Raw genomic sequence first — 18,969 nt, forward strand, 5'->3', positions numbered from 1 at the left:
ACCTGTCGGTCTGTACACCACCGAGCCGGAAACGGGGTGTGTACGACTTCGGCTGCCTCGGCTGACTGCTAGGGCGTGTAGCGGGTGATGAGGGTGTCCATAGCTTCGTTGATGGCTTGGTCGATGCGGTGGCGGGTCGGGTCCTCGTCGTGCCAGGCGACGATCTCTCGGGCGCCTGCTTCGAAGGGGATGGTGGCGACGAAGTCCGGGGCCACGCGGCGGAGTTTGGTCATGTCGAAGACCGCCGCGTGGGCCTTGTCGCCGAGCAGGCCGTCGCCCCACGAGGGGTGTACGGCGGCGATGGCGTCGGAAGGGACGTGGACGATCTGTGCTGTCGTCCCGGCCGCGGCGGCGAGGGCGTAGGCGATCTGGTCCCAGGTCAGGACGTCGTCGGAGGTGATCTGGAAGGCCTCGCCGAGGGTGCGGGGGTGGCCGAGCAGCCGGACGAAGCCGCGGGCGAAGTCGCGGTGGTGCGTCAGCGTCCACAGCGAGGTGCCGTCACCGTGCACCACGACCGGTTGGCCGCGACGCATGCGTTCGACGATGGTCCAGCCGCCGTCGAACGGGACGAGGGTGCGGTCGTACGTGTGCGACGGCCGCACGATCGTGACCGGGAAACCCTCGTCGCGGTACAGCGTGTTCAGGAGGTCCTCGCAGGCGATCTTGTTGCGGGAGTACTGCCAGAACGGGTTCCGCAACGGTGTCGACTCCGTGATCGGCAGCCGAGACGGCGGCGTCTGGTACGCCGAGGCGGAGCTGATGAACACGTACTGACCCACATGTCCGCGCAGCGCATCAGTGCGAGCCTTCACCTGATCCGGCGTGAACGCCACCCAGTCCACCACCACATCAAAGTCCTGCCCGGCAACCTCCGCGAACGCCGCCGGATCATTCACATCAGCCGTGATCTGCCGAACCTCCGCCGGTATCGGCCGCACAGAGGTCTTCCCACGGTTCACCACCGTGAGCTCGTGCCCGGCCCCAACCGCCTTCCACGAACACGCCGAGCTGATGATCCCGGTCCCACCAAGAAACAAGACACGCAACGCAGCCATACGAACAACTCCTCAGAACTTGATCTCGATGTGGGTGCCGGTGGGGATGCCGGCGTGCTGCAGCCACAGGACGCCGGCGTCGTACCGGAAATCCGTGACCTTGGTGCCGTCGGCTTGGACGGTTGTCGGGTTGGAGGAGACGCGGAGGGCGGTGGTGACCTGGACGCCGCTTGGAGCCTGACAGGTGAAGCTGATGGTGGTGTGGTCCTGGTGCCAGTTGATGACTCGGCCGGCGGAGGCGAGGAGGGGTTCTTCGTCGTAGGTGAGGTCGCGGAGCCAGGTCAGTTGGCCTGGGCCGAGCTCTCGTTGGCGGACGATACCCAGTTGTGGGTCGAGCAGGTCGAGATACTTGCCCTCGACAACGTGCGAGCCGCCGGCCTCCTCGAGTACGGCGCCGACCAGGTACGGACCGCGCTGCACGGACAGCCAGTTGGTGGACTCCCAGGTGAGGCCGCCCGCCTCGGCGAGCTCGCGGATCGCCGCGACCAGTTCGGCGGCGCGATCCGGTGATTCGGTGAAGTCGGCCGGCCGGGACGGAAGGAACCGGACCCGGCCCTGACCGATCGGCTGGACACCGTCGCGGTTGCGGTCCGCGCCGAGCGCCTCGGCCAGGTGGTCGGCGCAAGTGTCGTAGCGGCCGGTCCACCAAGAGCGGAGCTCGTGGTACGGGTCGGCGCCGTCGCCGACGTACAGCAGGCTGCCACCGCGGCTGACCCATCCGGCCAGTGCGTAATGGATGCCGGGGGCAAGCGGCTTCTGGAATTCGTAGCTCAGGACGAGTACGTCGACATCGTCCAGCGCATCAGGAGTGTCGATCACGTTCTCGAGCTGGACCGGGCTGACCCGCTGCCCGTCGTACAACGGTGGCAGCGCCAGGCCGTAGAAGTCGGAGAAGTGCAGCTGCTCGCGGCCCTCAAGTGCCAGGGCGTCCTGCAAGCCGTCGTAGTGTCCACTCTCACCGCCGGGCGACCAGCGCTGGAACATCGCGGTGTCCGACAGCGCGATCCCGATCCGCGGTCCTTCCTGAGCCCACCGCACGTCCGGCTGGTCCAGGTCGCGCAGGCTGTTCATGGCGATCAGGTAGCTGGTGGCGGTGTCCGGCGGAATCGGCTGCCGTTCGGTGGAACCCTCGCGCAGGTACGGGCGGTTGAAGATCCGGTTGGGCCACGGCGCCACCTCGTACCGCGAGACGCCCGGATGCAGCAGCGACGCGACGAGGGTGCGCTGGTAGTTGGCCAGGTAGTCCTCCCAGGTCCGGTCCGGGTGATCCTCGATCGGGTCGTGCAGGAACCACATCCGCCGGTCGGTGCCGCGGGTGAGGTCCTGCGCGATGCCGTACTCCAGGTACGCCGTCTCGAACGTGCGCTCGGCGACCTTTCCGGCGTACACGTTGGGGGTCCGGGAGGTGCCTGTCCACACCTGCGCGATGGCGCCGTCGATCGAGGGCAGCGTCCGCAGCCGTGATTCGGGGCTGATGATCTGCCACTGGGTGTAGTTCAGGAGGCTGTGCGTCGGCACGTAGAAGCGGACCTGTCGACCCTGCTGGAGCGCTTCGTCGCGCAGTACGGATGTGACCCGGTCGAGGCTGCGGGACAGCAGGTGCTGCTTCAGTTGCCCGGCGCGGAAATGCGCTTCGGGCGTGCTGTGCGGGGGCTGCCACGGCTCACCGAAGTACGCCTGCCATTCCCGCTTGAAGGATTCCGAATAACCGGCGCGGGCCCAGAACTCCGGCTCTTCGAGATGGACGCCTTCGACGCCGAGCTCGATGATCGGGCGCAGTTTCTGCACCAGGTACTCGGTGAAGCCGAACGTCGGGACCATGTACGGGATGTCCGTGCTGCTGCCGTGCAGGATCGGCGACCCGTCGCCCACGGCCTGCGCGTCGGCCCAGTGGTCGGAGCCGTCCCACCGCCCATCCAGATAGTCCTGATAGTTGCCCCACGAAATACCGGTCATCAGATGGACGCGATACCCGGCCTCGCGCCACCGCGCAATGCGTTCCGGCGTGCTGTCGTTGAGCCCGTAGACCATCACGAAATCGGTGCGCAGATCGATCGATGCGTCGTACGGCGCCTGCTCCTGAAACCCGGTCGCCTCACGGTCCTTGTCGGCGTTGCGGTTGGTCATACGCCCTTCCCGTTCCCTCGACTACCGTCAACCCTGTCCCGATCAGGTCCGCGCGCGCCACCTTGCTGTCAGGAACTGGACAACGCGCCCGTGGTCACCGGTGCGGGGCAATCGAATTCCCCGAGCCGCGGGCGAACGTTCACCAACCACACGAACACCTTTCACGTTTGAAAAGGTCTGACCGTCCCGCCGGTGGTGATGGACTGCTCGATGGCGCAGATGATGTCTGTGACCAGTACGCCGTGGTCGATGCCCGGGCCGAGGTCGCTGCCGTCGACGAGGCCGGCCGCGAAGTCCTGGACCATCCAGACGGCGGGGCCGACCTGTGATCGGCCGATCCGGCCGGAGACCGGCCAGGCCGACCGGTACTTGTCGCTGACGACGGTGAGGCCCTGATGCGACAGGTCCGCGGTCACCGATCCCCCGGTGCCGATCACCTGGAAGCGGAAGTCGACGATGCCGTCGCCGGCGTCCGGGAGCGTCCATGCCGACGAGAGTGTCGCGGTCGATCCGTCGTCGAAGGTCAGCAGGGCATGTACGACGTCCCACGTGTCGATGCCGCGCTTGGCGAGGACGCCACGAGATCCCACCGCACTCACCGATTCCGGCTTGTTGCCGGTGAGCCACAGGAGAAGGTCGACGGTGTGCGGCATGAGGAACCAAGCGGGTGACGACTGGCTCGCCCACGACAGCATGGTGGTCGGCACGTAGAACGAGTTGCTCAGGGTGGCCGATGCCGTGATCGCTTCGCCGACGGACGCCATCGCCGCTTTCGCCTGTACGACGTGCGGATTCCAACGGTTCTCGAAGCCGACAAGGCATCGAACGCCGGCGCGGTGAACCGCCGCAGCAATGGCATGCGCGTCGTCCGAGGTGGTGGCAACAGGCTTCTCGATCAGCAGATGCTTGCCGGCCTCGGCCACGTCGACGGCAATCTCGCGGTGGGCGAAGTCAGGGGTCGCCACGATCACGGCATCCGGATCGAACTTCTCGAGCAACTCGAAGTGCGACGCGGTGACGGGCAGGCCGGTGGCGTCCCTCGCCTCGTCGGCCACCTTGGCCGAGGGTTCCGTCAGCCCGACGACGGTGACGTCCGGCTGTGCCTCGAGTGCCTCGGCGAACAGCCTCCCGCGCAGCCCGGCGCCGACGATGCCAATGGTGACCATGAGCGACCCTTCAGGGAACGTTGTGGATCAGAACAGGGTGAAGCCGCCGTCGACCTTCACGATCGAGCCGGTCATGAAGCTGGACGCGTCACTGGCGAGGAAGATTGCCACCGGCCCCAATTCCGGCGGCAGCCCGTAGCGCTTCATCGCGGCGGGATCGACGCACCACTCCTTGAACTCCGGCTGGTCGACGGGCGACATCTCGGTGAGGAAGTACCCCGGCGCCATCGCGTTCACGCGAATCCCGTGCGGCGCCCACTCGGCCGCCAGCGCCTTGGTCAGCTGATGGACGGCGGCCTTCGACGAGAGGTACGACGCCTGCCAGCGGGGCTGGTTGACGATCTCGGCCGACATGGAACCGACGTTGACGATCGTGCCTCCACCCCGCTCCGCCATCCGGCGCCCGACCGCACGACTGCAGTACCAGATGCCGTCGACGTTGACCGAGAACACCTCATGCCACGCGGAGTCGGGCGTCTCGAACGCCCGCCCGGCGACACCGATGCCGGCGTTGTTGAGCAGTACGTCGATCTCGCCGAACTCGGTGCTCACCTGCTCGACCGCGCGTTCGACGTCGTCGACATCGGACACCTCGAGCTGAACGCCGTACGCGCGAATGCCGAGCGCGCTCAGTTCGTCGGCGGCGGCCTGCGCTGCGGCGAGCGTTCGGGCTGTGACTGCTACCGCGGCACCGGCATCGCCGAGTGCCTCGGCCATAGCGCGTCCAAGACCCCGGCTGCCGCCGGTGACGAGAGCGACCTTGCCCTCGAGTGAGAACTTCTGCAGGGCGTTCATGGTGTCCCTTCGGTGGCATGCCGGTGACTGCTGGCCTACATCTTCCACCGAAACCCTTCTCCAGGAGGGACCGTCTCGCCCCTGCGGGATGATGCCGCGGACGCCGTACGACGCGACGATGGTGACTCTGCGAGACAGAGGGAGAGCACGATGTCGTCGGTGCGCGTGATGCGAGTGGTCGTTCTGGCCGTGGCGGCCCTCCTGCTCGGCTCGTGCGGCGACGGTGGCACCGTTGGTTCGCCGACGGTCGCGCCTTCGCGCTCACCCGGCGAGCGGCCGGAAGTGACGGGGACGGTTCCGAGCCCGACGCGCTCACCGGCCCGCGCGGAAACCGCCGCCCCAAGTCCGGAGGAGACCGAGACCACTCGGACGCCGGCACGCCCTGAAACCACGGCTCCCAGTTCCGAAGACACGCAGCCGGACCCGACCCGGACGGTGACCCGCACCGAAACCGACGCGCCGCCCCCAGCGCCGACCCAGACAGAGACGCGCACCGAAACCATCACGCCGACCCAGTCCGAGCCAGCGTCTCCGACCTCGCCGCCGACCTCGCCGGCCATTGCGCCCACGTCCGCCGAGGCATCCGATACGCCGTCCTGGCTGTGGTGGCTGCTGATCGCGTTCCTGGTTGCGCTCGCCGTGGCGATACCTCTGCTGGTGCGAAGCCGGCATCGCCGGGCCTGGCGGGATGACCTTGCTGCCGCTGAGCAGGACGTGGCGTGGTTCGCCCGGTCGCTGATCCCCGACCTACGCCAGACGGGTTCAGTCGAAGCGGCCGCCGGCGGCTGGACCATCGCCGCGAGCCGCGTCACCGCAGCCGAGGACCGCCTGACCGTCCTCCAGGATTCCGCTCCTGACGACTCCGACCGAGCGCGGGCAACCACCCTCCGAGACGCCGTACGCTCCGCGCGCCTCCGCATGGAAGCCCTCCGCGATTCCAGCACCGCCGAAACCCTGTCCCAGGACCTGGACGCAGCAGCCGCCGACCTCGAATCAGCCCTCACCCCACCAGCCCCGCCGGAGTAACCGCATCCCTCTGTTCGGGTTTGGCCGAAATGTTTGGTGGGGGTGTTGGGGCGCAGCAGGATCGGGACCGAATTCGGCGTTGAGGAGACGTGGATGGTTGCCGATGTTGTGATTGCGGGTGCGGGGCCGAACGGGCTGATGCTGGCGTGTGAGCTGAGGCTGGCCGGGGTGCGTGCGGTGGTGCTGGAGCGTTTGTCCGAGCCGCGTCGGGAGAATCGGGCGAACGGGCTGGTCGGTCAGGTGGTGCGGATGCTGGATCGTCGCGGCCTGTATCAACCACTGGCCGGGAAGTCGGAGCCACCGGAACCGCTGCCGGCGTTCTTCTTCGGTGCCATGCCGCTGGACCTGCAGCTGCTGGACGACAACCCGTTCTATCTGCTGCCGGTACCGCAGACCCGGATTGAGCAGGTTCTGGCAGAGCGCGCCGCCGAGCTGGGCGTCGAGGTTCGCCGGGGTCACGAACTGACCGGCTTGTCCCAGAACGCTGACTCTGTGACCGTCGAGGTCACCTCGCCGGAGGGGCGTTATGAGATCGGCAGTCGGTATGTGGTCGGCGCGGACGGTGCGCACAGCGCGACGCGCAAACTCGCCGGCATCGGATTTCCCGGCGCGGCCAGCGATCACATCGTCACCCGGATCGCGGAGGTCGCCGTACCCGATGAGTACGTCGACCCGGCCACCGGTGGGCTGAACATGCCTGGTTATGGCTACATCTCCCCGATGTACCACCGCACCGAACAGGGAGTCTTCGCCTACGCGCGGATGGCGTCCGGAGCGGATCTGGTGTTCACCGTCGAGTGGACGGCCGGCGGGATCGATGCCGATGCGCCGCTTACGCTCGAGGAAGTTCACGACAGCATCTACCGCGTCATGGGCGCTGACCTGCCGCTGCGGTCACCGGACAGCGGGGGACCGCATCGGTTGGATCGGTCTGTTGGCGTCAATACACGCCTGGCCGACCGGTATGGCGACGGCCGGGTCCTGCTGGTCGGGGACGCCGCCCATGTGCACTTCGTGATCGGCGGGCCGGGACTCAACCTCGGCCTGCAGGACGCGGTCAACCTCGGCTGGAAGCTCGCCGCCACCATCCATGGCTGGGCACCACCTGGCCTGCTGGACACGTACGACGCCGAGCGGCGGCCGGTCGGTGATCGAGTGTCCATGCTCAGCCAGGCCCAGCTCGCGCTGCTGGCCCCGGGCAGTGAGGTCACGGCGTTGCGTGAGCTGTTCACCGAGTTGCTGCGCGACCGGCGGAACATCGCCCAGATCGCGAGCATGATGGCGGGTGCGGACATCCGCTACGAGATGGGAGTCGACGATCCGCACCATCTAGTCGGCCGGTGGGCTCCCGACCTCGTGCTCGACGCCGGCAGCGAACCGATCCGGCTCGCGGAGCTGACCCAGACCGCCCGGCCGCTGCTCCTCGACCTCACCGAGGATGCGTCGCTCTCGGCAGCGGCGGACGGGTGGCGCGACCGCATCGACACCGTCGCCGCCCACGCCAAGGACGGCTCGACCACCGGGCTGCTCCTGCGCCCGGACTGCTACGTCGCCTGGGCCACCGACAAGCCTCGGCCGGATCACCACGACCGGGAAGCTCTGCGTACGGCGCTCACTGCCTGGTTCGGCCCATCCTGAAGCGACTTACGGGCTGTTGAGTCTGATGAGGTCCAGGCCAAGGACGGTCGCGCGGTGGATCACCGCCTTGCCGTCGCGGCGGCTGGAGATCAGCCGGGCCTGGCGCAGCGACGTACTGTGCTCGGACGCCGATGCCGCACTGATGCCAAGCTCCCGCGCGATGTCGCCGGTGGTGTGCTCGGTGGACAGCAGACGCAGCACCGCCGCCCGGGTCGCTCCGAGGATCCCTGCGAGGGAGTCGGACTCGGCGCCGACCCGGATGCTCAGCTCGGCGGGGGCGGGGTAGGCCAGGAGGACCGGTTGTTCCGGCAACTCGCCCACCAGCGGCGGTCCGGTCCAGAAGGCGGTCGGTGTGATCACCAGTCCGCGTCCGTCCAACCGGACCGTGCGGTCCTGCGGGCTGTCGATCTGCAGACAGTCGCCGTACCAGCTCGCCCCGGGGATCACCGTGGTCAGTGCGGCACCAACCCCGTCGCAGGCCACCCGCCGCCCGTGCTGTGCCAGTTCGCTGTGGTGGTTGGCGCGGATGTCGGCCCAGTACGGTTGCACCGTCGCGGTGAACGTGGTCCTCGTCCCGTGCACCAGCACCTGTCCGGCGTCGCGGTCTCCCTCGAAGGCGGACCACATCGGAACACCTGAGTTGGGGGCGCTGAAATACAGGGCCATCTCCTCGCGCAACCGCTCCGTGCCGAAACTCAGGAACGTTTCCATCCCCTCGTCGAGGTCAGGGCTGGCGGCGAACGTGGGTGACAACGCCCAGGAGAAGTGTCCGCCGACGTGACGCACCGTCTGCCGCGCCGACAGCGGGATCGCCGCCAGCGCGCGGCTGCGCCACCGTTCTCCCCACGGCGCACGAATCCCCTGGCGCAGCCCGACAGCCGCGAACTTCAGCTCCAGGATTGGAGTGGGCTCGGGCAGGAACCGCGTCGACGCGAGGTCGTCCGGGGTGAACAGGATCCTCAGCATGCCGTCCTCGTACCCAAGAGCCCTTCCCGCATGCTCTGTGCGGGTTTCAAACGACTGTCGGAGCTGCGTCTTAGAGTGCCCGCATGACTTCCACGAGGTACGACGGAGACACCTGGGACCTGGCCTCCAGCGTCGGCACGACCGCCACCGCGGCCGCGGCAGCCCGGGCGATCGCGACCCGGACGGATCGACGGCTCATCGACGACCCGTTCGCCGAACCGCTCGTCCGGGCGGTCGGCATCGACCTCCTCAGCGGCCTGGCGACCGGCGAAGTCCCTCCCGGCGACCTGGTCGAGCAAGTCTGGATCGACGTCGCCAAGGTGCGTACCAAGTACTACGACGAGTTCTTCCTCGCGGCGACGAACGCCGGCATCACGCAGGTCGTGATCTTGGCGTCGGGACTGGACTCCCGCGCGTACCGATTGTCTTGGCCCGCCGGGACCGTGGTGTACGAGCTCGACAAGCCGGAGGTCATCGAGTTCAAGACCCGCATCCTGGCCGAGCTGGGCGCTGCGCCCACCGCCGACCGGAGAGTGGCCGCGGTCGATCTGCGCGACGATTGGCCCGCCGTACTGCGCGCCGCCGGCTTCGACCCGGCTCAGCCGACCGCCTGGAGCGCCGAGGGGCTGCTCGGCTATCTGCCGCCCGAGGCCCAGGACCGTCTGCTGGACACCATCACCGAACTCAGCGCACCTGGAAGCCGGATGGCGACCGAAAGCAAGCCCAACCCACAACCGGGCGAGGAGACCAAGACGAAGCAACGCCTGGATCGCATCTCCGAACAGTGGCGTGAGCACAACTTCGACGCCGATATGGCGAGGGTGCGCTACTACGGCGAGCGCAACGAGGCCGGCCCCTACCTCGCCGACCACGGCTGGACCCTGAACGGAATCACCATCCGAGACCTACTCGCCGCCAACAACCTCCCGCCCTTGAACGACGACGACATGCAATTCGGCGACACCCTCTACATCACCGGCATCCTCAAGTAGCGGCTCAATGGACACTCTGAGGGGCTTCCCGTTCCCGGTCTTCGTGAGCTCGGGCGGTGCTGAGCGTGGGCGCTCGGTGGCAGTGAGGGCTGCGCAGGCGGCCGAATGGCTCGACCGCACCGTTGGAATGCCGGAGATACCACCGCTGTACGTCGTGAATGCGAACGACTGGGATGCCGTCGCGACCACTCCCCAGTACGGGATGCCGCATGTGGACAGCGATCGCATCGTGGTCGGCCAAGAGCCCGCCGCCTTCTGGTCAACGCTGACCGGCGTCATCGCGCCCTTGGTTGGTCCCGAGGGGCTGGCAAGGCTGCGGCAGGTGTACGGCGACGACCTCGACCTGGGCGGGTTCGCTGACCTGCTGGTGTGCCACGAGCTGAGCCATCTCGCCCACGGTGCGTCGTGGCCGGCGGGACCGGTGGGGTTCTGGCTGAAGGAGCTCGCCGCGAACCTCGGGCTCCAGGGGTACGTCGCCGAGGTCGAGCCCGAGCAGTCAGCAACTCTCGAGACGATCTTCGAGGTCACGTGGGCCGCGCCGAGCGACCCGTGGCCCGTCCACGACCTGGCCCGGATGAACGAATCGCTCGTCGGCGACGGATCGAACTACGTCTGGTTCGAGTTCGGCCTGCATGTGCTGGCGAAGCGCCTGTGGGACACCGCAGGCGCCACCGCTCTCCGCACGCTTGTCGCCGCCCTGCAAGGTCCGCCGCTCGACCTCACCCACGTGGTCAACATGCTGGCCGATCTGGATCCATCAGTGGCGCGAACGATCCAGAACTGGCCAAATCAGAAGTGAACGTCGGATCTGGGCCGCTGTGCTCGTAGTAGGGGTGAGCGGCTGTCCACCAGGGGCGCCGTCCGAGCAACAGGAGATGATCCGAGATGCAGTACCTAGTTTCCGCGATCGACGACGAGACCAGTTCCATCAGCCCGGGCGACCCGGATGCCCCGAGCGCGTACAACAACCGACTCGAGGCCGAGGGGCACCTGGTTTTCGTCGGCGGACTCGCGGCGCCCGGCACCGCCACGGTCATCGACAACCGGAACGGCAAGCCGCTGTTCACCGACGGCCCCTACCTGGAGTCGAAGGAGTACCTCGGCGGCTTCTGGGTCATCGAGGCCCCCGACCTCGCCACAGCCCACCGCCTAGCCGCCCAAGCCTCCAAAGCCTGCAACCGCAAGGTAGAGGTCCGCCCCTTCCAATGAACGCGGACAAGTAGGGGAGAGTGTTGGCGTTGGGTAGGGCAGACGGGCGCGGCAACCCGGTGCTGCGTGTGGGTGATGAGCTGCGGCGACGGGTTCCTGGTCTGTTGGATGAGCACGGGCTTCCAAGTGTGGCGGTCGGGGTTTGCGATTCGACGGCCGTGTTGTGGTCGGCCGGGTTCGGAACGACGCGGGCCGGTGGGGGTGAGCCGGTCACAGCGGAGACGGCGTACGGCATGCAGTCGTGTTCGAAGATGTACACGGCGACCGCGGTTCTTCTCGCCGTCCAGCAGGGTCTGGTCGAGTTGGACGTTCCCATCACCCGCTACCTGCCGGAGTTTCGGGTCAACAGCTCCTTCGAGGATCATCCCGAACGCCGGATCACCCTGCGCCACCTGCTCGGTCACACCGCCGGATTCACGCACGAGGCGCCGGTCGGCTCCAACTATCTGGTCGGCCGGGAATCCTTCCAAGCGCACTGCGACAGCATCTCCGACACCTGGTTGCGCTTCCCCGTCGGGCACCACCACCAGTACTCCAACCTCGGCATCGACCTCGCCGGATACATCCTGCAGTGCTGCAGCGGTCAGCCGTTCCACGAGTTCGTACGCCGGGTGTTGCTCGCGCCGCTGGGGATGAAGCGAACGACGTTCAACCCGCGGGAGATCATGCGTGATCCCCATCGGGCCATCGGTCACGCGGCCGGCACCGCACGCGTGCCGGTCCGGGTCCCAATGGTTGCCGCCGGCGGCCTGTACACGAGCGTCAACGATGCATGCCGCTACCTGCAGTTCCACCTCACCGGTGGCGCGTCCTTGCTCGACCCCGCACTCCTCGCCGAGATGTACGCGGCGCCCCAGCCTGACCAGGGATACGGCCTCGGACTTGCGCTGACGCACGCGGCCGACGTACCGGTCCGTGGCCACGGCGGGGGCGGCTTCGGATTCCTGTCCGACATGTACTGGGCACCAGACGAAGAGATCGGCGTCGTCGTACTCACCAACTCGACCAACCACCCGTTGCATTGGGAGTTGGCCGAGGAGATCTTCCGCGACCTCATCCCAACCCGCCCGCATCGAACCGCGCCGAGTCCGAAACCAGTCACGGCGCCCACCACGTTCCAAGCTGGTACGGCGGCCGCGGCAGAGGGTGCGTGGAATCGGGACTACGTCATCCGGGCCAGCGGCGTCCGGGACGGGATCGCCAGACTCCGCAAGGAGAACGGGGTCCTGCTTTTCGACCACTGGGCCGGCGGAACCGTCCGCCTCCGCGAACACCTCCCCGGCCTGTACGTCTCGGCAACCGGTGAGATGCTCGACCTCACCCGTACACCGCCGACGTACGCCAATGTCAGACTGCACCAGCACTGACGGCCGCTCCCGGGGGTGGGGGAGCGGCCGTCTGCTTCGTCAGTTGGTGTGGGGGCGGTGGCCCGGCTCCTGGCGGGGGACTGACTGGTCGCTGCCGGGGATGGTCGGTAGCGGTAGCTGGGAGGCCTGATACTGGGCGAGGTTGTACTGACCGGTGGTGTCCGGCAGGGTCGGCGCGCGCTTCGAGTCGCCGAAGCGGAACGCGCCGGTCAGGTCGCCGACGGTCTTCCGTCGCCAGTCGCTGATGTTGGTCTCCTTCACACCGGTGATGCGCTCCAGGAAGCGCAGCTGCGAGGTGTGGTCGGAGGTCTCGGAGAAGACGTAGCCGCCGGTCGTCCACGGCGAGACGATGACGCACGGCACCCGGAAGCCGAGGCCGACCGGCAGACCGCCACCGACCTCACCGGTGTTGGACGTCTTGAACACGAACTCGTCGGGCGTGCCGGGCTTGGGGGTCGGCGGTACGACGTGGTCGAACATGCCGTCGTTCTCGTCGTACGACAGGATGAAGACCGTCTTCGCCCACACCTCGGGGTTGGCGGCGATGGCGTCGATCTTGGCGGCCACGAAGGTCGCGCCGGCAGCAGGCAGCGCGGCCGGGTGCTCATCGAAGCCCGAGGGCGGGAGGATCCAGCTCACCGTAGGCAGCTGGTCGTTCATCGCGTCGTACTCGAACTGGCCCATCGGCTGGGTGACCATGCCGTTGTCGTACAGCGGGTCGCCCGGCTGGGCGCTGCCGAACTGCTTCCACTTGGTGATCGATGCTGCTCCGGTCTGACCGCCCGGCTGGCGGTAGATCTTCCAGCTGACGCCGGCCTCCTGCAGCCGCTCCGGGTACGTCTTCCAGCTGAACTGGTTCGCCGGCCCGCCGGTGGTCAGCGACGGTCCGCCGGCCAGGCCGTTCGGGTCGAGCGTGCCCGACATCCACATGTGCCGGTTCGGCGCGGTCGGCCCGAGCACCGAGCAGTGGTAGCCGTCCAGGACGGTGAAGGCCTCGGCGAGGGCGAACTGGAACGGGATGTCCTCGCGGGTGAAGTACCCCATCGTGTACTGGCCGTCGATGGGACCGTCGGCGGCCATATGGGCCGGCACCCAGTTGTCGTTCTTCCCACCGTTCAGCGCCTGGTGCTGCACAGCCCAGGCATGGCTCATCGAGGGGATCGCCTGGGCGGCGGTGATCTTGGTGTTCAGCCGGTAGGGCAGCAGGTAGCCGTCCGGGTTCGACGGGTCCGGCTGGTAGAACACGTTCCGCCCGTTGGGCAGTCGCGCCGCGCGGGGGTCACTGAAGCCCCGTACGCCGGACAGCGTCCCGTAGTAGTGGTCGAAACTGCGGTTCTCCTGCATGAGCATGACGACGTGCTTGATGTCCTTCAGCCCACCGTGCTTCGGGGGCGGCGACGCGAGCGCCGTACGGACGTTCGGCGGCAGCGCGAGCGAGGCCGCGGCCAGGCTCGCCGCGGCGGCGCCGGTGCCGAGCAGCCGGCGCCGGCTCATGCCCGCGGGTGCGTCAGGAGATTCGTTCATGATGACCTCACATCAACAGTCGAGTGCGCCGCAATCGGCGCCCTGCGATCGTCGGCCTCCGAGCTGACCCGCCGCTGATACCTTCATGGCGCCTTGCCGAACGAACGGCAACCAACACCACCCACCACGAACCAAACCTCAGCAATAGTTGAGATCCTTGATCCGCGACCCATGGCGCCAATAAAGAGGCCTTGGGCAACCAAACATCACGCTGCGTACCGGCCGGCTATCCCAGGCCGGCGGTGCTCATGGTTGTCACCGCTGCGGTGCGGCTGGTGACACCGAGTCGCTCGTAGATGTGGTTCAGGTGCGTACGTACGGTTCCCTCTGACAGCTCCATTCGCCGGGCGATCTGCGTGTTGGTGTAGCCCTGGGCAACGTATTGGAGCAGCTCGAGCTGGCGCGGCGTGAGTGCTGAGGGTGCTCGACGGCGACGCTCCGCGCTCCGGTACGCCGCGATCAGATGCGGCCGCAGCAACGTGAGCACCAGCCGATCCCGCTCATCGAAGTCCCGCCCCGGCCCGCGCCACAGCATCAGCCGCGATGCATGTCCGGGTTCGTCGGGAAAGTTGACGGACAGAGCCCGGAACATCGCCGAGCTGCAGTACTCGACGTACAGCGGACTGGCCCGCAGCTGACGGTCGGAGACAAAGTCGCTCAGCATGGTCACGTGCGTGATGTCGCCGGTGCGGTCGGGGTAGTTGGCCGCATCGTCGGATCGGTAGAGCTCCCAGAAGTGCGGATCCTGGACATCTCGATCGAGGAACTCCTGCGTCTCGCCCAAGTCCTGCTCGACGACGAACAGTCGCAAGTGCGGCTGGGTCCGGTCGAACTCCACGTACTCGGAGTGGAACAGGTCGCGCACACGCTCCATGAGCTCCCACGGCAGCCCGGGGCCTGGCTCGTCGAAGGTCGAGTTGACCACGTCGCGCAGCGCGTCCAGATCCCGCCCACTCATGCTGTCGGTCATGCGTTCTCCCAGGTACGACGCTACGCCGTCGCCGCATCGCGGGCCATCAGCGAAACCGCGTATTCCAGCCCTCCGAGCCTCGCATCTAGCGTCGCGAGGCCGGCCGACGCCTCGAACGACCGCGACAGACGCGCGCGAAGTTCTCTCAACTGCTATCAGTCAAGGCGCTTCCGCACCCTCGGCTGTCCGCTGTTACTGGTCCCGCCGGCACCGACAGCTGTGGTGACCTGAGCGTTGATCCGCTCGCTAGCCGGGCGTCCCGTCGGGCTGGCTTCTCTGGGCGAGGCGCTGGAGTTGGCCTGTGTGTATGTCGCTCACCCATTCCCAGCCCGGCTTGGCCGATACGACTCGCGGGTCGCTGGGGTCCTGGCCATCACGCAAGGCCTGTACGTAGGCCCGATCCTGGTCGATCCGTGCGTGCAGCTCGTCCGCTCCGCCGACAGCCCCGTGGCCCGGGACGACGACAGTGACGTCGTCCGCGACGTCCGCGAACAGTCGCAGCCCGGCGAGGTAGTCGTCGAGCGGGTCGGCGGCGTCGCCGTACAGGTCGGGCATCGGAACCAGGACATCGGACAGCATGTCGCCGGCGACGAGAACGCCGCGTTCCTCGACCAGCAGTGCCGCATGGCCCTGGGCGTGTCCCTCATGCTCGACCACCCTGACCTTCGGGCCATCCCACGGAAGATGAGTGGTTCCAGTGGGTAGACCGGTGATGAGGCCGAACAGGTCCAGCGGTATCTCGTCGGCGATCTCCTCCGGCAGCCCTTCGGTGACGCCGGTCTTCCAATCCGCCTTCGACCGCAGATCCTCCATGAAGGCAGCGCAGCGCGCAGTACCGTAGCGCGGCACTTCACCGAACTCGGAGTGCCAGAGCACATGATCCCAGTCAGGATGCGTCGCGAAGCCTGCCACCACGGGCCGGCCCAGTGCGCGAAGGTCGTCCGCGAGACAGGCCATTTCGCCGCCCGTGAGTCCGGGGTCGACGAGCAGCACGCCGTCCCTGCCTTGCACGACAACGGCGTTGTTCTGGATCAACTCGCTCTGGTGGACGAACACACCGTCCGCAACCTGCGTCATCATGCGCCGGCCTCCTTGACGTCGCGGATCGCGTAGCGGTGCATCGTGACGCCGTTCTTGAACGATCGCTGCTCGAGCAGGTCGAGGTCGATCGGCAGGTCGTAGTCGTCGAACAGCGGCCGGCCGAAGCCGAGGATCGAGGGATGGGTGGCGAGCAGCAACTCATCGAGCAGCCCGGCCCGGAGCAGCTGCGTCGCAAGGGCCGCGCCGCCGACGCCGATGATGCCGTCGGTCTCGGCCCGGAGCGCGGCGAGCTGCTCGATCGCGTCGTCTCCACCGATGATCCGGGTGTTGTAGTCGGCGCTGTCGCGGGTGCGGGAGACGAGCACCTTGGGCTTGGCGGTCCAGATCTCGGCGAACTCGCGCATGAAGTCCGGCAGTGACGCGTCCTGGCGCCCCCGTGGCCAGTACTCCTCCATCGTCTCGTAGATGACCCGGCCCTGGACCATCAGCGCGAGGGCCTGAGCGTGGGCGTTGAACGCGCGGTGCAGTTCTTCGTCGATGCGCAGCCACTCGCCCGCACCGTTGTCCCCGGGAACTTGCTCGATCCGCAGGTCGAGGGACACGTTCATCGAATACACGAGGCGGCCCATCATCCCCCTCTTCCGAATAGTGCTTGCGTTCTGCAATCACTATATTGGGATGCAAACAGCTGTCAAGGAGGAGTCGTGGAACCACGGTCCAGGTGTCCGATCAACGCCGCCGTTGAGGTGCTGGGGGATCGCTGGTCGCTGCTCGTACTGCGCGACGTCATCTTCGGCGACCGCCGCTACTTCCGGGCGCTGCTGACCGGATCGATCGAGGGCATCGCCTCGAACATCCTCGCCGACCGCCTCGTGCGGCTCGTCGAGGCAGGGATCCTCAGTCGCGGTACGGCGGCCCGCGGACAGCGCGCGCAGTACAGCCTCACCGAAGCCGGCATCCAGACGCTCCCGATCATCTATGCGCTCGGCAACTGGGGTCTCGACTGGCGCCCCGGCGCCGACGAACTCCGCAGCCGGCAACAACTCATGCGCGACGAGGGCCCGGCATTCCTCGATGACCTCATGGACGAACTCCGCACCCGCCACCTCGGCGCCCCACCAAAGCCACACAAGGGTCCAGGCCCACTCGAGCGCCTCGACGCCGCAGCCGACTAACGGCCTGGCCTGACCTGCATCCGCGCCTGCGGGCCGGTGAGCAGCATCCGCACGCCGCGGCTGGCCTGGACCGCCGCGTCGAGGGCGTGCTGTATTCCCGCGGTCGTGACGGACCCCGCGACCAGGAGGTAGATGACGTCAGCAAGGTCGCGGGTGTAGCCGGCATCGACGACGATCCGGGTCACCAGAGCCCGGAACTCGAGTTCATGGTGGTCGACCTCCGCGGCGACGGCGTCGTTCGTGGGCCCCAGCTCGCTGTAAGCGTTCGTCCAGGGGCAGCCGCGGAACGACGGTTCGTGAAACCATCCGTCGAGGTGCTCGAAGATCGCGAGAACCTGGTCCTCGGGAGAGCTCGCCGCGACCACTCGCGCCTCGATCGCGGCCATCATGCGCTCATGCCGCCGCCGCAGGAACGCGACGATCAGATCGTCCTTGCTCGGGAAGAGCCGATAGATGCGGCGTAGCGGGAGCCCGGCGACGTCCCGGAGTTCACTCATGCTCGCGGCCTGGATGCCGCGCGCGTAGAACACCTGCTCCACGGCGTCGAGGAGCTGTCCCCTCATGGTCGCCTCGGTCGAGGTGGTGGACATCATGCCCTTTCCGTTTGACGGCGAGAACGCTCCTTCTCTAGGGTAGTCGGTGCTAGTGAGAATGAGCATTCTCACCACTTGTGGCTGCCCCTCGACCCGTAGGAGAAGGAACCCCATGACCTCTCGGAGCCCATCGGTCCCGGTCGAACCGGGCCTCAGCACGCGCCGGCTCCGCGCGCTGACGTTCGTCCTGGCCGCAGCGGCCGGCATCTCCATCGCGAACGTCTTCTACTCGCAGCCGCTGCTGAGCCTGATCGCCGAGAGCTTCGGGATCAGCGAGGGCTCGGCCGCTGTCGTGGTGACGGTGACCCAGCTGGGGTACGCGGCCGGGATCATCGTGGTCATTCCGCTCGGGGATCTGTTCGATCCACGAGCGCTGGCATCGCGGGTGCTCGTCATCACGGCCGTCGCGGCGGCCTGCGTGGCGGTTGCGACGAACCTGACGATCTTCCTGGTCGCCTCGGCGGTTCTGGGGTTCACGTCTGTGGTGGCGCAGATCGTCGTACCGTTCGCTGCGCACCTGGCGCCGGCCGGACAGAGCGGCCGGTACGTCGGGCAGGTGATGAGTGGGCTGCTCCTCGGGATCATGCTCGCCCGGAGCGTCTCCAGCTTCCTCGCCGACCTCTGGGGCTGGCGCTCCGTTTACGTGCTCTCCGCCGCGCTGATGGTGATCATGGTCATCGTCCTGGCGACCGTGCTGCCCCGGCGCAAGCCCGATCACACCGGTAGCTACGGCAGTCTGGTGGTCTCGATCTGGCACCTGATCCGCGAAGAGCCGGCCTTGCGACGTCGCGCCGTACTGCAGGCGATCATGTTCGCGACGTTCTCCGCGTTCTGGACCTCGGTCACGTATGTGCTGATCACGGAGTACGACCTCTCACAGACAAAGATCGCGATCTTCGCGCTCGTCGGTGCGGCCGGCGCCGCCGCGGCACCGATCGCCGGAAGGATCGGCGACCGTGGTCTCGGTCGGCCCGCGACCGGCGTCGTCTTCGCACTGGCCGCCGTCGCGATGGCCGTGGCCGGTTTCGGAGTTCACCATCTCGTCGTTCTTGCCCTCGCAGGCATCCTTCTTGACCTCGCGGTGCAGGGAAACCTGGTCCTCAGCCAGCAAGAGATCTACGCGCTGCGGCCCGATGCGCGCTCTCGGCTCAACACGGTCTTCATCGCCAGCGTCTTCTTCGGCGGCGCGACCGGATCAGCGCTATCGGGCGTGGTGTACGCACACGCGGGTTGGACCGGCATCGCCATCCTCGGCGTCGTGCTTTCGCTTGTAGGCGTAGTCATCTGGGCCATCTCCCAGACACTGCGCGCACGTTTCTGAACCA

Annotated in this window: 18 protein-coding genes; 8 read left to right on the top strand and 10 right to left on the bottom strand. The window is 67.5% G+C overall.

The features are described 5' to 3' along the window. Positions 1-68: 68 nt before the first annotated feature. The 4 genes from E0H73_RS30635 to E0H73_RS30650 all read right to left on the bottom strand — a co-directional run bounded on the left by E0H73_RS30635 (position 69) and on the right by E0H73_RS30650 (position 5,143). On the bottom strand, positions 69-1,055 hold the full coding sequence (locus tag E0H73_RS30635; protein WP_131362066.1) for an NAD-dependent epimerase/dehydratase family protein: 987 nt from the start codon (positions 1,053-1,055) through the stop codon (positions 69-71). Positions 1,056-1,067: 12 nt separating this feature from the next. Next, positions 1,068-3,182 carry a hypothetical protein gene (locus E0H73_RS30640; RefSeq protein WP_131362067.1) on the bottom strand — a complete coding sequence of 705 codons (2,115 nt, stop codon included), beginning with the start codon at positions 3,180-3,182 and terminating at the stop codon, positions 1,068-1,070. Positions 3,183-3,343: 161 nt separating this feature from the next. Beyond that, entirely contained in the window at positions 3,344-4,348 is a 1,005-nt protein-coding gene (locus tag E0H73_RS30645) for a Gfo/Idh/MocA family protein (protein ID WP_131362068.1), read from the bottom strand. A gap of 27 nt (positions 4,349-4,375) precedes the next feature. Beyond that, a complete protein-coding gene (locus tag E0H73_RS30650) occupies positions 4,376-5,143 on the bottom strand; it encodes an SDR family NAD(P)-dependent oxidoreductase (protein WP_131362069.1) in 768 nt (255 codons plus the stop codon). A 150-nt stretch (positions 5,144-5,293) separates the two neighbouring features. Between E0H73_RS30650 and E0H73_RS30655 the strand changes: the two genes are divergently transcribed. Further along, the gene (locus E0H73_RS30655; protein ID WP_131362070.1) at positions 5,294-6,169 is read left to right on the top strand and encodes a hypothetical protein; all 876 of its coding nucleotides are present in this window, start codon (positions 5,294-5,296) and stop codon (positions 6,167-6,169) included. A gap of 93 nt (positions 6,170-6,262) precedes the next feature. Continuing rightward, positions 6,263-7,807, top strand: coding sequence for an FAD-dependent monooxygenase (locus E0H73_RS30660; RefSeq protein ID WP_131362071.1), 1,545 nt, complete (start codon positions 6,263-6,265; stop codon positions 7,805-7,807). 6 nt (positions 7,808-7,813) lie between these two features. Here the strand turns inward: E0H73_RS30660 and E0H73_RS30665 are convergent, their stop codons facing one another. Then, positions 7,814-8,773, bottom strand: coding sequence for an ArsR/SmtB family transcription factor (locus E0H73_RS30665; protein ID WP_131362072.1), 960 nt, complete (start codon positions 8,771-8,773; stop codon positions 7,814-7,816). Between the two features lie 83 nt (positions 8,774-8,856). Between E0H73_RS30665 and E0H73_RS30670 the strand changes: the two genes are divergently transcribed. The 4 genes from E0H73_RS30670 (at position 8,857) to E0H73_RS30685 (ending at position 12,341) form a co-directional block, all read left to right on the top strand. Beyond that, positions 8,857-9,765 carry an SAM-dependent methyltransferase gene (locus E0H73_RS30670; protein WP_131362073.1) on the top strand — a complete coding sequence of 303 codons (909 nt, stop codon included), beginning with the start codon at positions 8,857-8,859 and terminating at the stop codon, positions 9,763-9,765. A 7-nt stretch (positions 9,766-9,772) separates the two neighbouring features. Next, positions 9,773-10,564 carry a hypothetical protein gene (locus E0H73_RS30675; RefSeq protein WP_131362074.1) on the top strand — a complete coding sequence of 264 codons (792 nt, stop codon included), beginning with the start codon at positions 9,773-9,775 and terminating at the stop codon, positions 10,562-10,564. Between the two features lie 86 nt (positions 10,565-10,650). Continuing rightward, positions 10,651-10,974 carry a YciI family protein gene (locus E0H73_RS30680; RefSeq protein ID WP_131362075.1) on the top strand — a complete coding sequence of 108 codons (324 nt, stop codon included), beginning with the start codon at positions 10,651-10,653 and terminating at the stop codon, positions 10,972-10,974. A gap of 68 nt (positions 10,975-11,042) precedes the next feature. Next, a complete protein-coding gene (locus tag E0H73_RS30685) occupies positions 11,043-12,341 on the top strand; it encodes a serine hydrolase domain-containing protein (RefSeq protein WP_272949164.1) in 1,299 nt (432 codons plus the stop codon). A 39-nt stretch (positions 12,342-12,380) separates the two neighbouring features. On the opposite strand, the gene E0H73_RS30690 is transcribed toward E0H73_RS30685, so the two are convergent. The 4 genes from E0H73_RS30690 to E0H73_RS30705 all read right to left on the bottom strand — a co-directional run bounded on the left by E0H73_RS30690 (position 12,381) and on the right by E0H73_RS30705 (position 16,505). Next, positions 12,381-13,865 (bottom strand): alkaline phosphatase family protein, encoded by a 1,485-nt coding sequence (locus tag E0H73_RS30690; protein ID WP_202867631.1) that lies wholly within the window; start codon positions 13,863-13,865, stop codon positions 12,381-12,383. Between the two features lie 226 nt (positions 13,866-14,091). Then, complete coding sequence (locus tag E0H73_RS30695) at positions 14,092-14,835, bottom strand: helix-turn-helix transcriptional regulator (protein ID WP_131362077.1); 744 nt, start codon at positions 14,833-14,835, stop codon at positions 14,092-14,094. Positions 14,836-15,081: 246 nt separating this feature from the next. Then, positions 15,082-15,915, bottom strand: coding sequence for an MBL fold metallo-hydrolase (locus tag E0H73_RS30700; RefSeq protein ID WP_131362078.1), 834 nt, complete (start codon positions 15,913-15,915; stop codon positions 15,082-15,084). After that, a complete protein-coding gene (locus tag E0H73_RS30705) occupies positions 15,912-16,505 on the bottom strand; it encodes a dihydrofolate reductase family protein (protein ID WP_131362079.1) in 594 nt (197 codons plus the stop codon). Before E0H73_RS30705 ends, E0H73_RS30700 begins: the two co-directional genes overlap by 4 nt. A gap of 75 nt (positions 16,506-16,580) precedes the next feature. On the opposite strand from E0H73_RS30705, the gene E0H73_RS30710 reads away from it, so the two are divergent. Next, the gene (locus E0H73_RS30710) at positions 16,581-17,051 is read left to right on the top strand and encodes a winged helix-turn-helix transcriptional regulator (protein WP_131362080.1); all 471 of its coding nucleotides are present in this window, start codon (positions 16,581-16,583) and stop codon (positions 17,049-17,051) included. Here the strand turns inward: E0H73_RS30710 and E0H73_RS30715 are convergent. Continuing rightward, positions 17,048-17,644, bottom strand: a complete 597-nt coding sequence (locus tag E0H73_RS30715; RefSeq protein WP_165555889.1) for a TetR/AcrR family transcriptional regulator — start codon at positions 17,642-17,644, stop codon at positions 17,048-17,050. The two genes, E0H73_RS30710 and E0H73_RS30715, sit on opposite strands and share 4 nt — an antisense overlap. Before the next feature lie 112 nt (positions 17,645-17,756). Between E0H73_RS30715 and E0H73_RS30720 the strand changes: the two genes are divergently transcribed. After that, positions 17,757-18,965, top strand: a complete 1,209-nt coding sequence (locus E0H73_RS30720) for an MFS transporter (RefSeq protein WP_131362082.1) — start codon at positions 17,757-17,759, stop codon at positions 18,963-18,965. Positions 18,966-18,969: the final 4 nt, after the last annotated feature.

Origin of the sequence: Kribbella pittospori, from assembly GCF_004331465.1 — a bacterium.
Taxonomy (GTDB): domain Bacteria; phylum Actinomycetota; class Actinomycetes; order Propionibacteriales; family Kribbellaceae; genus Kribbella; species Kribbella pittospori.

Bases quoted from the DNA above. Each gene is read 5' to 3' on its own strand.
- E0H73_RS30635 (WP_131362066.1), bottom strand. From the start codon at position 1,055: ATGGCTGCGTTGCGTGTCTTGTTTCTTGGTGGGACCGGGATCATCAGC.
- E0H73_RS30680 (WP_131362075.1), top strand. From the start codon at position 10,651: ATGCAGTACCTAGTTTCCGCGATCGACGACGAGACCAGTTCCATCAGC.
- E0H73_RS30670 (WP_131362073.1), top strand. From the start codon at position 8,857: ATGACTTCCACGAGGTACGACGGAGACACCTGGGACCTGGCCTCCAGC.
- E0H73_RS30645 (WP_131362068.1), bottom strand. From the start codon at position 4,348: ATGGTCACCATTGGCATCGTCGGCGCCGGGCTGCGCGGGAGGCTGTTC.
- E0H73_RS30715 (WP_165555889.1), bottom strand. From the start codon at position 17,644: ATGATGTCCACCACCTCGACCGAGGCGACCATGAGGGGACAGCTCCTC.
- E0H73_RS30695 (WP_131362077.1), bottom strand. From the start codon at position 14,835: ATGACCGACAGCATGAGTGGGCGGGATCTGGACGCGCTGCGCGACGTG.
- E0H73_RS30720 (WP_131362082.1), top strand. From the start codon at position 17,757: ATGACCTCTCGGAGCCCATCGGTCCCGGTCGAACCGGGCCTCAGCACG.
- E0H73_RS30665 (WP_131362072.1), bottom strand. From the start codon at position 8,773: ATGCTGAGGATCCTGTTCACCCCGGACGACCTCGCGTCGACGCGGTTC.
- E0H73_RS30660 (WP_131362071.1), top strand. From the start codon at position 6,263: ATGGTTGCCGATGTTGTGATTGCGGGTGCGGGGCCGAACGGGCTGATG.
- E0H73_RS30655 (WP_131362070.1), top strand. From the start codon at position 5,294: ATGTCGTCGGTGCGCGTGATGCGAGTGGTCGTTCTGGCCGTGGCGGCC.
- E0H73_RS30705 (WP_131362079.1), bottom strand. From the start codon at position 16,505: ATGGGCCGCCTCGTGTATTCGATGAACGTGTCCCTCGACCTGCGGATC.
- E0H73_RS30675 (WP_131362074.1), top strand. From the start codon at position 9,773: ATGGACACTCTGAGGGGCTTCCCGTTCCCGGTCTTCGTGAGCTCGGGC.
- E0H73_RS30690 (WP_202867631.1), bottom strand. From the start codon at position 13,865: ATGAACGAATCTCCTGACGCACCCGCGGGCATGAGCCGGCGCCGGCTG.
- E0H73_RS30700 (WP_131362078.1), bottom strand. From the start codon at position 15,915: ATGATGACGCAGGTTGCGGACGGTGTGTTCGTCCACCAGAGCGAGTTG.
- E0H73_RS30650 (WP_131362069.1), bottom strand. From the start codon at position 5,143: ATGAACGCCCTGCAGAAGTTCTCACTCGAGGGCAAGGTCGCTCTCGTC.
- E0H73_RS30640 (WP_131362067.1), bottom strand. From the start codon at position 3,182: ATGACCAACCGCAACGCCGACAAGGACCGTGAGGCGACCGGGTTTCAG.